The 12,450-nt window shown below is 67.4% G+C and carries 10 protein-coding genes; 7 read left to right on the top strand and 3 right to left on the bottom strand.

Annotated features, from left to right (window positions below; all coding sequences use genetic code 11):
- Complete coding sequence (nirK, locus tag ACYVGY_RS02160; RefSeq protein WP_460455839.1) at positions 1 to 1,524, bottom strand: copper-containing nitrite reductase; 1,524 nt, start codon at positions 1,522 to 1,524, stop codon at positions 1 to 3.
- Positions 1,525 to 1,766: 242 nt separating this feature from the next.
- On the opposite strand from nirK, the gene ACYVGY_RS02165 reads away from it, so the two are divergent.
- Positions 1,767 to 2,963, top strand: coding sequence for an alginate export family protein (locus ACYVGY_RS02165; RefSeq protein ID WP_460455840.1), 1,197 nt, complete (start codon positions 1,767 to 1,769; stop codon positions 2,961 to 2,963).
- 799 nt (positions 2,964 to 3,762) lie between these two features.
- Here ACYVGY_RS02165 and ACYVGY_RS02170 read toward each other — a convergent pair.
- Complete coding sequence (locus tag ACYVGY_RS02170) at positions 3,763 to 5,886, bottom strand: cytochrome D1 domain-containing protein (protein WP_460455841.1); 2,124 nt, start codon at positions 5,884 to 5,886, stop codon at positions 3,763 to 3,765.
- 203 nt (positions 5,887 to 6,089) lie between these two features.
- Here ACYVGY_RS02170 and ACYVGY_RS02175 point away from each other — a divergent pair, with 203 nt between their 5' ends.
- From ACYVGY_RS02175 to fabB, 6 genes are all read left to right on the top strand, one after another.
- Positions 6,090 to 8,291, top strand: a complete 2,202-nt coding sequence (locus tag ACYVGY_RS02175) for a TonB-dependent receptor domain-containing protein (protein ID WP_460455842.1) — start codon at positions 6,090 to 6,092, stop codon at positions 8,289 to 8,291.
- Between the two features lie 54 nt (positions 8,292 to 8,345).
- Positions 8,346 to 8,573: a DUF2249 domain-containing protein gene (locus ACYVGY_RS02180; protein WP_460455843.1), complete on the top strand. Its 228-nt coding sequence runs from the start codon at positions 8,346 to 8,348 to the stop codon at positions 8,571 to 8,573.
- Positions 8,554 to 8,739, top strand: a complete 186-nt coding sequence (locus ACYVGY_RS02185; RefSeq protein WP_460455844.1) for a hypothetical protein — start codon at positions 8,554 to 8,556, stop codon at positions 8,737 to 8,739. The genes ACYVGY_RS02180 and ACYVGY_RS02185 overlap by 20 nt, the downstream gene beginning before the upstream one ends.
- 21 nt (positions 8,740 to 8,760) lie before the next feature.
- Positions 8,761 to 9,606: a ubiquinone anaerobic biosynthesis accessory factor UbiT gene (gene ubiT, locus ACYVGY_RS02190; RefSeq protein WP_460455845.1), complete on the top strand. Its 846-nt coding sequence runs from the start codon at positions 8,761 to 8,763 to the stop codon at positions 9,604 to 9,606.
- 215 nt (positions 9,607 to 9,821) lie between these two features.
- The gene (gene fabA, locus ACYVGY_RS02195; RefSeq protein ID WP_460455846.1) at positions 9,822 to 10,349 is read left to right on the top strand and encodes a 3-hydroxyacyl-[acyl-carrier-protein] dehydratase FabA; all 528 of its coding nucleotides are present in this window, start codon (positions 9,822 to 9,824) and stop codon (positions 10,347 to 10,349) included.
- A 2-nt stretch (positions 10,350 to 10,351) separates the two neighbouring features.
- The gene (fabB, locus tag ACYVGY_RS02200; RefSeq protein ID WP_460455847.1) at positions 10,352 to 11,566 is read left to right on the top strand and encodes a beta-ketoacyl-ACP synthase I; all 1,215 of its coding nucleotides are present in this window, start codon (positions 10,352 to 10,354) and stop codon (positions 11,564 to 11,566) included.
- Positions 11,567 to 11,569: 3 nt separating this feature from the next.
- On the opposite strand, the gene ACYVGY_RS02205 is transcribed toward fabB, so the two are convergent.
- Complete coding sequence (locus ACYVGY_RS02205) at positions 11,570 to 12,448, bottom strand: U32 family peptidase (RefSeq protein WP_460455848.1); 879 nt, start codon at positions 12,446 to 12,448, stop codon at positions 11,570 to 11,572.
- Positions 12,449 to 12,450 lie beyond the last annotated feature (2 nt).

The following is a 12,450-nucleotide window of genomic DNA, read 5'->3' on the forward strand; positions in this document are numbered from 1 at the left end:
TCAGTGCGCCGCGCCTTCCGAACGCTCGGTGCCGGCGCGAACCGTGGCGACCTCTTCCTTGCTCACGCGGCCGCCGGTGTTGCCCCAGCTGTTGAGCGTGTAGGTCAGGATGTTGGCGACCTCGTCGTCGGTCAGCTGGCTCATCGGCGGCATCACCGAGTTGTAGTCCTGGCCGTTGACGGTCACCGGGCCGCTAAGGCCGTTGAGCACGACCTCGATCAGCGCCGCATTGCCCTTGGCCAGATAGTCGGACTGGGCGAGCGGCGGGAACACGCCGGCCAGGCCCTTGCCGTCCGGCTGGTGGCAGGTGGAGCAGGTGCCCGCGAACAGCGCGCCGCCCGCCTTGACCTGCTCGTCCAGGGTCAGGGTACCGGCCTCGTTGGAGGCCGCGGCAGCAGCCACGGGCGCCATGCTGGCGGCCTTGTCGCCGAGATAGGTTTCGTCGACTTCCTTGCCGGAATAGATGTCGGGGTTTTCCGGGCCGTCCACCTTAAGGATCGCCAGGGCGCCCTTGTTGAAAGCGCGGAACAGCGAGTGGTCAACCAGCACGTAGCTGCCCGGCACTTCGAGGTGGAAGTCGGCCATGGCGGCGCCGCCGGCCGGGATCAGCGTGGTCTGCACGTTTTCCTGGTAGCGCGTGCCGCCTTCGAACCAGACCTTGTCGAAGATCTCGCCGATCACGTGGAAGCTCGAGATCAGGTTCGGGCCGCCGTTGCCGACGTACATGCGGACGCTTTCACCGACGTTCGCCTTCAGGGCGTTGTCGCCCGTGAGCGCACTTTCCGAGCCGTTGAACAGCACGTAGGTGGCGTTCTCGTCGATCGCGCGCTGCATGTCGAAGGGCGCATGGCCTTTCTCGCGGTACTTGGTGGTGGTGTAGAAGTCGCCCTGCATGACGTAGAACTCCTTGTCCACCGCCGGCAGGCCTTCCGGCGGCTCGACCAGGATCAGGCCGTACATGCCGTTGGCCACGTGCATGCCCACCGGCGCAGTGGCGCAGTGGTAGACGTACAGGCCGGCATTGAGCGCCTTGAAGGTGAACTGCGAGCTGTGGCCCGGCGCCGTGAAGGTGGACGAGGCGCCGCCGCCCGGTCCGGTCACGCCGTGCAGGTCGATGTTGTGCGGCATCTTCGAATCGGGGTGGTTGTTGAGGTGGAACTCCACCGTGTCGCCCTGGCGCACGCGGATGAAGCTGCCGGGCACGGTGCCGCCGAAGGTCCAGAAGGTATAGGTGACGCCTTCCGAGATCTCCATGTCGACTTCGCGCACTTCCAGGTTCACCACCACCTTGGCCGGGTAGTCGCGGCCCGTCGCGGGCGGAACCAGCGGCGGGCTGGTCAGCACGGCCTCGATCGGCTCGCCCTGGGGCGGGCCGAAGTCGCCCTTGCGCGAGCCGCCCGTATCGGCGACATCGGCGGTGGCCGTGGGCTTGCCGCGGGCATCGAGCCCGGCGTTGGGATTGTCGCGGCAGCCCGGAAGCAGCAGCATCGCTGCAATCGCAAGGGTGATCAGGTGGCGCTTCATTGAGTAACTCCAGTCAGATATTGATGTGTTCGATTCGGGAGGCAGTGTCTGCAGGTTTCAATTCCATCTCACTGACGCACGTCAAGCGGCCCGAAGTCGGGGCATTGTGCACTCCCGTGACAGTGATGTGAACCGAGAAGAGCGCCCGTTCCCTTCACATTTCTTGATCTGCCTCAGGGGCGCGGGCCCGCATGACTGTCAGCATTGTGAAGACCCGACCCGGGCCAGTTACGGACCGTGCCATGAAACTTCAACGCTGCATCCGCCTCGCCCTTGGCCTGCTCGCGCTGCAGGTCGCCCTGCCGGTCGCCGCAGACGGCCTGACCGCCAACCTTCGCTATCGCCATGAAACCGTTGACGACGCCGCTTTCTCTCGCGACGCCGCCGCGGACACGCTGCGCCTGCGGCTTGGCTGGAGCCATGGGCTCGCGCACGGGTTCTCAACCGGCGTCGAGCTCGAAGGCGTCGCCGAGATCGGCGATGACTTCAACTCCACCGCAAACGGCAGGACCCTGTATCCGGTGGTGCCCGACGCCCGCGCCCTGGAAGTGAACCAGGCCTGGCTTCGCTGGCGCGGTGAGCGTGGTGGCGGCACCCTCGGTCGCCAGCGCATCGTCCTGGACAACCAGCGCTTCGTCGGCAACGTCGGCTGGCGCCAGAACGAACAGACCTTCGACGGCTTCGCTGCCGACGCCACCCTGCGCGACGGACTGGTCCTTCGCTACGGCTGGCTAGATCGCGTGCATCGCGTATTCGGCGACGAAGCCCGTGATCCACTCGCGCGCGAACGCCGGCTGGACAGCCACCTGCTCAACCTGGCCTGGCAGGGCGCGGCCGGCAGTCTGGTGGGCTATGGCTATTGGTACGAGGACGAAGATGTTGCCGCGGCTTCGACGCGCACGCTCGGCCTGCGTTGGACGGGGCAGCGGCCCGCGGGGACGATGAAGTTTGGTTGGGCGCTGGAAGCCGCCAACCAGCGTGACCACGCAAGCAATCCCAATGCCATCGACGTGGACTACTTCCTTATCGAACCTTCGCTGGTCGCGGCCGGGCTGACCTGGAAGCTGGGCTGGGAGCAGCTCGGCGGCGACGGCGCCCGTGCTTTCCAGACGCCGTTGGCCACGCTGCATGCCTTCAATGGCTGGGCCGACAAGTTCCTGGTCACGCCCGGCAACGGTCTGGAAGATCGGCAGTTGTCGGTTGCCGGCAAGTTCGGCACCGGTCGGCTGGAAGACAAGCTCGGTTGGACGATCGCTTATCACGACTATCGGTCGGCCAAGGGCAGCTTCGACTACGGTCGGGAGTGGAACGCGTCGCTGGCCTTCCCGCTGCCGGCCCGGATCACCGGCCTGGTCAAGTTCGCCGACTACCGCAGCGACGGCCACGCGCGGGATACCCGCAAGATTTGGCTGCAGCTTGAATGGGCCTGGCCGCAATAAGCATCACCGGCGGCTGCGCACACTGACACGGTGTCGCAGCGCCGCCTCACACTGGCACTGTGTCGCAGCGCCGGCTGCGCACACTGGAACTGTGTCGCAGCGCCGTCCCCCACACAGGACGCATCGCTGCCCGGCGTCTTGCTCGCGCCATCCCTGGCAGCAAACGCCGGCCGTTCCGGGCGTCCTGCCCTCCACTTCAGCGATGCATCCTGTGTGGGTGCCGTCGCCCCGGCCTGCAGCCGTACACCGGTTCGAAAAGCGGATCCTGGGAAGATTGTTGCCGGCCTGCGAACACCGACCATCCTGGGGATCTGCCCCAGGCAGACGCTTTTCCGGCACGGAAGGGCCGAAAAGGTAGGACTGGTCCGCACACTCGCGCTTGCGCCGGCCTTACCTAAAAGTGTCCGAAGGGACGCGCCGCGCTAGGCGGCACACGACATCACCGCATGTGACGAGTTAACCAAGCCGGATTTGCAGAAAATTGCCGCGGGAGAGAGCGTGCCGCCGCAGGCGCAAGCAAAGCGCGGACATCTCACCGTCTCGCCGATCAGCAAACCATAACTCCACGATCCGGCGGCGCCGTGGAAGCGAGGGTCACTTCCCGCGAAATAAAAGGCTTCACTGAGTGGGAAGTGACCCTCGCTTCCGCGGTGACGACGGCACCAGATGCAACGGGCTCCAGACGCCACGCGCCCTAAATCCCGGACGGCAGAGGGGCAAACGAACGCCTCTGAATTGAGGCAAGAAAAAAGGGCCCCGCAGTGCGGGGCCCTTTCACGTCACACGATCCCATGCCGGATCAGTAGACGTCGTTCACCGTGTTGTTGACATTGAACTTGCCCGTCGGCGTGATCAGGCGCGGATCGTCCAGCACCGCCTTGAGCTTGCGCGTGCGGTCGTCCACCACCACGATCGCCGAACGCTGGTCCTTGCCGTTCCAGACCGAGAACCAGACCTCGTCGCCCGCCGCGTTGTACTCCGGCTGCACGACGCGCTTGGGACCTTCGCCCAGGTTCGCCCACTCCGCGATCGGCAAGACCTCGAAGCCCGCATCGAGATCGTCGAGATTGAACACCGCCACGCTCTGCGACACCGCCGCATCGGGGTTGAGCGGCGTGTCTACCCAAAGATTGCGCGACTTCGGATGGGTCTTGATGAAGAGCGAGCCGCCGCCCTGGCCTTCAAGCACTTCGACCACCTTCCAGGCGCTGTCCGGATGCTTGTCCGGATCGGTGCCGATCAGGGTGATGTTGGCGTTGCCCAGTGCCGAGGTGCCCCAGACCGGACCGTAGGTGGGATGCACGAAGTTCGCGCCGCGACCCGGATGCGGGATCTTGTCGACGTCGATCAGCCCGACCATGCGCTGCTCCCGCGAATCCACCACCGCGATCTTGTCGCTCTGGTTGGCCGCGGTGAGGAAGTAGCGCTTGGTTACGTCCCAGCCGCCGTCGTGCAGGAAGCGCGCGGCGTCGAGGGTGGTGATGCGCAGGTTGTCGATGTCGCTGTAGTTGACCAGCAGGATGCGGCCGGTTTCCTTGACGTTGACGATGAACTCCGGGTGCTCATGGCTGCCGACGATGGCGGCCACGCGCGGCTCCGGATGGTATTCCTGCGTGTCCACGGTCATGCCGCGGGTCGAGACGATCTTCAGCGGCTCCAGGGTCGGGCCGTCCATGATCACGAACTGCGGCGGCCAGTAGGCGCCGGCGATCGCCAGCTTGTCCTCGTAGCCCTTGTACTTGGAGGTCTCGACCGAACGCGCCTCGAGGCCGATCTTGATTTCGGCAACGCGGCCCGGCACCGGCATCCACATGTCGATCAGGTCGATCTTGCCGTCGCGACCGATGGTGTAGATGTAGCGGCCGGAGTGCGAGACACGCGAGATGTGGACCGCGTAGCCGGTTTTGATGATGTTGATGATTTCTTTCGAGCTGCCGTCGATCAGTGCGATCTCGCCCGAGTCACGCAGGGTGACCGAGAAGACGTTGCCGAGGTCGTAGTTGTTCATCTGCCGGGTCGGGCGATCTTCCACCGGCACGATCATCTTCCAGCTGTTGCGCATATCGGCCATGCCCCATTCCGGCGGGCTGGGCGGGCTGTGCTGCAGGAAGCGCGCCATCAGGTCGACCTGGTCGGCCGAGAGCTCGCCGCCGGTGCCGAAGTTGGGCATGCCGCCCGGCGAGCCGAAGTTGATCAGGGCCTTGAGGTAGTCGGTGCCTCGGGCCTGGGTCAGGTCCGGGGTCAGCGGCTTGCCGGTGGCACCCTTGCGCAGCACGCCGTGGCAGCCCGCGCAGCGCTGGAAGAAGATGTCGGTCGCTTGCGCGAACTCTTCCTCGGTCATGTCCGGGGCGCCGGGGCTGCGCACCATCTTCATGTCGGCGGCAGCCAGCGTGGACGGCGCGCCCTGGTAGGCGGCATCGGCCTGCGAGGTGCCCGGATGGGCCTGGCCCTGGGCCGGATCGGTCGCACCGGCGACGCCCTTGCGGGCGGTGGCGACCTGGGTCGCGCTGAAGCGCACGTCGGAATCGTTGAGCTCGTCCATCACGTGGTTGAGGATGGCGGCGATATCGGCGTCACCGAGGTGACTCATCGCCGGCATGACCGAGTTGTATTCCTGGCCATTGACGGTGATCTTGCCGTTTAGGCCAGCGAGCACGGCGTTGAGCGCCGCGTTCGGGTCCTTCTCGATCCAGTCCGAGTCCTTGAGCGGCGGGAAAGCGCCGGCCAGGCCCTGGCCGTTGGCCTGATGGCAGGCGGCGCAGTTGGCCAGATAGCCGGCTTCGCCGGCCTCGGCTTCGGACTTGACCGGGCGTTCGTTGACCTGGTCTCCGCCGGGCTCGGCGGCGTAGGCGTAGGCGGCAAGTCCACCGGCGACGAGCGCCAGCGCGACGGCCATGGAGGTACTGAGCACGGATCGTTTCATCGGATATATCCCCTTCGTGGTTGGCTGGTGGAGGGTGGCTACGCCACGTTGGGCGTCAGCTTGAGCTGCCCGCCTGGTCATTCCCCTGACATGAATCAAGCCGGGCTAGGTTCTCGCCCTTCGGCGCGCCGGGCTTTGACTAGCGTCAATCCCCGGCCTGGCCTGCCTGGCGTACCGTGGCCATGAGTCTTTTGGAGTGCACGATGATCTTCACCCCGATTTCCCTGGCGCTCGCGGTCGCGCTGTCGCCGGGGCCCGAGCCCGATCCGGCCCCTGTGAAGGTGTTGGACGCCGTGGTGGTAGTCGGCAGCCGCACCGCCGAGCCGATCCGCCAGGTGGTGGGCACGATCACCCGGGTGGACCGCGAGCAGATCGAGCAGCGCGGCGTTCAGACACTTGATGACCTCGCGCGCCTGGTGCCCGGCATGGAGGTGGCCTCGGATCCGAATCGGTTTGGTGCCCTGGGTTTCAATCTGCGCGGCCTGGATGGCAACCGGGTGAGCGTCGAGCTCGACGGCATCCCCTTGGCCGACGGTTTCGGAGTAGGGCAGTTCGCGTTGGCGGGGCGGGATCTGGTTGAGTTGGGGGTCGTGGACCGGGTCGAGGTGCTGCGGGGGCCTGCCTCCACGCTGTACGGCAGCAAGGCGCTGGCGGGCGTGGTGGCGTTCTGGACGCCCGACGCGGCCGATGCAAACTGGCGCAGCGATGACCAGCGCCTGCTGTGGTCGCTGCGGACCGGGGCCGCCAGCCGCGATGATTCGCGCTGGCTGTCGGCGCGGGCGGTAGCGCGCAGCGGGGACGCGCGTGTCACCGCGCTGCTCGCGCTTGGCCGTCGTCAGGGACAGGAAACACAGAACAATGCGCGCACCGCCGAAGATGCCGCCAACCCGGCTGATTTCAGCAGTGAAACCGCGCTGGCAAAGTTCGGCTTCGACGCCGGCGAAGCCGGGCGCTGGACCGCGACCCTGGAACAGGGCCGGGGCGAGCGCCAGACCGACGTGCAGTCCCAGCTGTTCGGGCCTGGGCGTTTCGCCACCACCTATGCGCTGCTGGCGGACGATCGCTACCGGCGCGACCGGATCAGCCTGGCCAGTGAGTGGGATGCGGTGGGTCCGCTGGGCCCGGTGCGGGCGCTGGTTTACCGGCAGTCCAGCCGCAGTGAGCAGTGGAGCGACCAGTTCCGGCTGGCCGATCGCGCCACCCCGTTTGCGTCCCGCCGCGAGCGCGGCTTCATCTTTGAGCAGGTAAGCACCGGGCTCGAGCTCACGGCGCAGTGGCGGGGTGAAGCCGGCGGTTTCGAGCACTGGCAGGTATTCGGCGTGGACATCGCCCGCCACGAGTTCGAAGGCCTGCGTGATGGCCTCGAAACTAACCTGGCGACCGGCGCCAGCACGCCGGTGATTATTGGCGAAGTGTTCCCGCTGCGCGATTTCCCGAACACGCGCGCGACCGAGCTGGGCCTGTTCTGGCAGGACGAGATCCGCTTCGCCGGCGCCTGGGCCCTGGTGCCCGGCCTGCGCTGGGAGCACTACCAGCTCGACGCGCGCCCCGACCCCATCTGGCGCGAAGACAACCCCGCAGTCGTGCCGGTGTCGCTGGATTCGAGTCGGGTAACGCCCAAGCTGGGCCTGCGCTGGAGCGGCGAACGGCTTGGCGTTTACGCCCAGTACGCGCGCGGCTACCGGGCACCGCCCTTTGGCGACGTCAACATCGGCCTGAACCTGCCGGCGTTCAACTACATCGCGCTGCCCAATCCCGCGCTGCGCCCGGAGACCAGCGACGGCTACGAGCTGGGCCTGCGTTGGGCCGGCGACGTGCTGCAGGCCAGCGTGGCGGTGTACGAGAATCGCTTCGAGGACCTGATCGAATCGCGCGCCAACCTGGGCCGCAACGACGCGGGCCAGCTGGTGTTCCAGTCCATCAACCGCGACCGCGCCCGCATCCGCGGCGCCGAGCTCGAGGCGCGCTGGTACCTCGACGGCTGGCTGCCGTCGGCGCCGGGCTGGTACGTGGATCTTTCCGCCGCCTGGTCGCGCGGCGACGACACGGCGCGCGACCAGCCCTTGAACTCGGTGCCACCGGGCCGGGCCAGCCTGGCCGCCGGCTACGATGCACCGGACGGCCGCTGGGGCAGCGAACTGCGCCTGACCGGCGTGCGCGGCGTTGATCGCGCCGACCAGACGGCCGGCGCCCTGTACCTGCCGCCGGGCTATTCGAGCTGGGATGCCAACGCCTGGCTCGCCATCGGCGACCAACTGCGGCTGAACCTGAGCCTGCACAACCTGGCCGACCGGCGCTATTGGGACTGGTCCACGCTGCGCGGCCTTGCCGCCGGTGCCGACGACATCGATTTCTACAGCCGCCCGGGCCGGGGTGCGAGCCTGGGGCTGCGGCTGGAATTCTGAGTCGGGTTGATCGGGATCAGGGCGCAGCCGCTGGCCAGGCGGTGAAATGGCGGCATGGACGAGCATGCTGCGAACCTCCTGGACCTGCGCGGGCTTCCCGCCCCTGAGCCACTGATCGAAGCCTTGGCGGCCGGCGCGGTGCTGCGCTTGCTGACCCCGATGCGACCGCTGCCGCTGCTGGAGATACTCAAGGCCCGGCGCCTGGGCTATTCCGTCTCTGACCATGAAGACGGCGGCTGCGCCGTCCTTGTGTGGAGCGAAGATGGTCCAGCTTGCGCTTGAACACGCGCCGGCCGCCGCCCATCCCGGCCGCTTCCTGCGAACCGTGCCCGCCTGGGGTGCGCTGGCGGGACTGATGTTGCTGGCCGCCTACCTGGCCCTGGCCCGAACCCAGTTTGAACTGGCCCGCAGTGTGCGGGCCTACGCCATCAGGCTCGCGCCGCGCTGACGCGGCCATCCGGAGACAGGCATGGAACAGGACACTCGTTGGCTGGCGCGGCTTCGTCTCGGTATTGACGCTTTCGATGACGCTCTTCTGATGTGCCTGGCGGGACGGCGCCGCCTGGTCGCCGCGGCCGCGCGCGCCAAGCAGCGCGGCGGCCTGCCGGTGCGCGACGCCGGCCGCGAGCAACGGATACTGGCGCGCAGTCAGTCGCTGGCGCGCCGACTGGGATTGCCGCCGGCGCTGGCGCAGGCGCAAATGACGCTGGTGATCGCCGATGGCTGTCGCCTGCAGGGGCTTGCACCTGACCGGGATCAAGGCGCTGAAGGCACTGCGCCGGGCAAGCTGATGCCCGCCATGACCTTCACCGAATCCAGTCCCCCCCTGCTTCCGCGGCTGCTCTTGCGCGCCATCCCGCCGCCGTCCCGCTGGGCCATGCTGCTGCGCCGGCTGCCGCCGGCCTGGCCGGGCCAATGGCTGGCCCCCGCCGTGGCCCACCTTTTGGCGGCGCCTTTGGCCGAAGGTCAGCTCGACTTCATGGCGGGCCGTCGATTGGGCATCGAGGTCCATGACCTCGGCGTGGGCTGGGTGCTGGAACTGCAGGACGGTCGCCTGCGGGCCACCCGTGAGCCGGCCGAAGCCACCGTGCGTGGCAGTGCCACCGATCTGATGCTGTTGGCCAGCCGGCTTGAGGACGCAGACACATTGTTCTTCCAGCGTCGGCTCGAGCTGACAGGCGACACCGAGTTGGGCCTGACCGCGCGCAATATGCTCGATCGCCTGCCTTGGGAATCGGTGCCGCTGGGCATACGCATCCTGCTCAATCGTGGCGCCCGGCTGGCGCGCGAGGCGCGGGACGCGCACCCGGGATGAAACAGGGTGCGGGCGTGGCCTGAGGATTCTTTTCTTCGTGATCGCCGTGCCTTGGCGGCGCGCTCATGCGCGTTTTCCAGCGGGATGGAACGCTTGCCGTTGAATCCATGCGGTAGCGAATCGCTACGCCGGCGTACGGTAAAAATGCTCTTGTTAGTCAGCGACAGTGTCGCCAACTAATGAAAGAATCCTGCTTTCGTTTCAGGAAGGACGTCATGAACGCATCCCTTTCCAACATCCACTCCTTCGATCGAAGCCAGTTGCTGGACTGTGCGAGCGGCGCGATGTTCGGCGCCGACGGCGCGCGACTTCCCAGCGATCCCATGCTGATGTTTGACCGCATCACGCACATCAGCAGCGAGGGTGGACGCCACGACAAGGGCGTCATCCGCGCTGAACTCGATATCCGTCCGGACCTGTGGTTCTTTGCCTGCCATTTCACCGACGATCCGGTGATGCCCGGCTGCCTCGGGCTGGACGCGATGTGGCAGCTCGCGGGTTTCTACCTGCCGTGGCTGGGCGAGCCCGGTCGCGGGCGCGCCTTGGGCGTCGGCAAGGTCAAGTTCACCGGGCAGGTGCTGCCGACGGCGAAGCTCGTCAGCTACGAAATCGATATCCGTCGCGTGGTGCGCGGTCGCCTGAGCCTGGTGATCGCGGACGGCCGCACCCTGGTTGACGGTCGCGAGATCTACACCGCCGAGGAACTGCGCGTGGGTCTGTTCACTTCCACCGAGGGAATGTAAGCATGCGCAAGGTAGCGATCACCGGCATGGGCATCGTGTCCTGCCTGGGCAATGAGCTCGATACGGTGTCATCGGCGCTGCGCGAAGGACGCGCTGGCATCCGCCATCTGCCCGACGCCGCCGAACACGGCATGCGCAGCCAGATCGGCGGCGCGCCCGAGATCGACCTGGCAGCGCGCATCGACCGCAAGGTGTTGCGCTTCATGGGTGACGCCGCCGCCTATGCGCACGTGGCGATGCAGTCGGCCATCGCCGACGCGGGTCTCGACGATGCGCAGGTTCGCAGCCCGCGCACGGGCCTGTTCGCTGGCTCCGGCGGCGGTTCGGCGCAGTGGCAGGTCGAGGCGGCTGACCTGATGCGCGCGCGCGGCGTGCGCAAGGTCGGTCCGTACATGGTGCCCAGGACGATGTGCTCGACCGTGTCGGCGAACCTGGCCACGGCCTTTGGCATCCAGGGCGCGAGCTATTCAATTAGTGCGGCTTGCGCCACGTCGGCGCACTGCATCGGCGCCGCCGCCGACCTGATTCGCGCCGGAAGGCAGGACATCATGTTCGCCGGCGGCGGCGAAGAGCTGCACTGGACGATGAGTCTGCAGTTCGACGCGATGGGCGCGCTGTCCACCCACCACAACGATTCGCCGGCGGCGGCTTCGCGGCCTTACGACGCGGGTCGCGACGGCTTCGTCATCGCTGGCGGCGGCGGCATGCTGGTGCTCGAGGACTACGAGCACGCGCGCGCCCGGGGCGCCAGGATCCACGCGGTGCTCGAAGGCTATGGCATCAGCTCCGACGGCGCCGACATGGTCGCCCCCTCCGGCGAAGGCGCGGTGCGCTGCATGCGCATGGCCCTGGAAGGCGTGGATGCGCCGATTGACTACCTCAACACCCACGGCACCTCGACACCGCTCGGCGACCTGGTCGAGCTGGGCGCGATCCGCGCGGCCTTTGGCGACAGGGTGCCGCCGCTGTCTTCTACCAAGGCGCTTTCCGGACATTCCCTGGGGGCCGCCAGCGTGCACGAGGCGATTTACTGCCTGCTGATGATGCGTGACGGGTTCATCGCCGGCTCGGCCAACATCGACACCCTGGACCCACAGGCCGAAGGCTTCCCGATCGTGCGCCAAAGCCGCGACGCCGTGCTCGACACCGTGATGTCGAACAGCTTTGGCTTTGGCGGCACCAATGCCAGCCTGGTGTTCGGCCGCTACCGCGGCTGAGGACTAGCCCGTCGGCAGGCCCGGCTTGCCGGGATGGCCCAGCCAGTAGCCGTTCACCGCGCCCAGGCGCGGGGGCGGCAGCGCCGATTGCCGCGCCCGATCGAAGTGCTCGACCACCTCGCGCATGCCCTCGGCCTGCGGATAAAGCCGCAGTAGGCCCACGCCCAGCGCACGCAGCGCGGGCAGTTCAGGGCCGAGATCGGTGATCTCTTCGCCCTGGATCTGGACGCCGTTGATTCGCAGGAAGGGTTCGCCCTCGCGCGTCGCCAGCGGCAGGCCGTCGGGATGCTCGATACAGCGGAAACCGCAGGCGTCCTTGGCGACGTCGAGGGCGCGCGCGGTGAAACAGCGCGCCGAGTACGACAGCGGCAGCCGACCCCAGGCGATCACCTCCAGCTCCGGGGGCGTGGCGCCTTCGGCCCGGCAGGCCGTCAACAGGTCGTCGAGCAGTTGCCAGCCCTGTTCCACGCCGGGGACCCATCGGGTCATGCCGTCCTCGGCCAGCATCGCCAAGGCCCGATGGTTGTAAACGTTCAGGGTCGGTCCGGCCACGAAAGGAAGCCCGCGCTCGCGGCACAGCTGCACCGTGGTCAGGTCGTTGGCCTCTATCAGGAAGCGCCCGTGGTCGAGCATTCGCATCACGGCGTTGAGCTCGGATTCGGCTTCGACCAGCGCCAGGCTAGACAGCACGACCTCGCGGCCTTCGCCGGCCAGTTCTTCGGCCAGCGCGATCCAGTCGCGGGTGCCGAGTTCGCGCCGCTTGCTGCAGACCGTCTCGCCCAGATAGATCACGTCCACCGGCCAGTGGGCGGCTTCGCGATAGAAGGCGAGCGTGCGCTCGCGTGGCCAGAAATACTGCAGCGGTCCGAGACTGATCTTCATGG

The organism is Arenimonas alkanexedens, assembly GCF_054781355.1.

What these genes read in the sequence shown, in the direction of transcription:
- fabB (WP_460455847.1), top strand. Translation starts at nt 10,352, where the DNA reads ATGCGCAAGGTAGCGATCACCGGCATGGGCATCGTGTCCTGCCTGGGC.
- ACYVGY_RS02170 (WP_460455841.1), bottom strand. Translation starts at nt 5,886, where the DNA reads ATGAAACGATCCGTGCTCAGTACCTCCATGGCCGTCGCGCTGGCGCTC.
- ACYVGY_RS02205 (WP_460455848.1), bottom strand. Translation starts at nt 12,448, where the DNA reads ATGAAGATCAGTCTCGGACCGCTGCAGTATTTCTGGCCACGCGAGCGC.
- ACYVGY_RS02185 (WP_460455844.1), top strand. Translation starts at nt 8,554, where the DNA reads ATGGTCCAGCTTGCGCTTGAACACGCGCCGGCCGCCGCCCATCCCGGC.
- ubiT (WP_460455845.1), top strand. Translation starts at nt 8,761, where the DNA reads ATGGAACAGGACACTCGTTGGCTGGCGCGGCTTCGTCTCGGTATTGAC.
- ACYVGY_RS02180 (WP_460455843.1), top strand. Translation starts at nt 8,346, where the DNA reads ATGGACGAGCATGCTGCGAACCTCCTGGACCTGCGCGGGCTTCCCGCC.
- nirK (WP_460455839.1), bottom strand. Translation starts at nt 1,524, where the DNA reads ATGAAGCGCCACCTGATCACCCTTGCGATTGCAGCGATGCTGCTGCTT.
- fabA (WP_460455846.1), top strand. Translation starts at nt 9,822, where the DNA reads ATGAACGCATCCCTTTCCAACATCCACTCCTTCGATCGAAGCCAGTTG.
- ACYVGY_RS02165 (WP_460455840.1), top strand. Translation starts at nt 1,767, where the DNA reads ATGAAACTTCAACGCTGCATCCGCCTCGCCCTTGGCCTGCTCGCGCTG.
- ACYVGY_RS02175 (WP_460455842.1), top strand. Translation starts at nt 6,090, where the DNA reads ATGATCTTCACCCCGATTTCCCTGGCGCTCGCGGTCGCGCTGTCGCCG.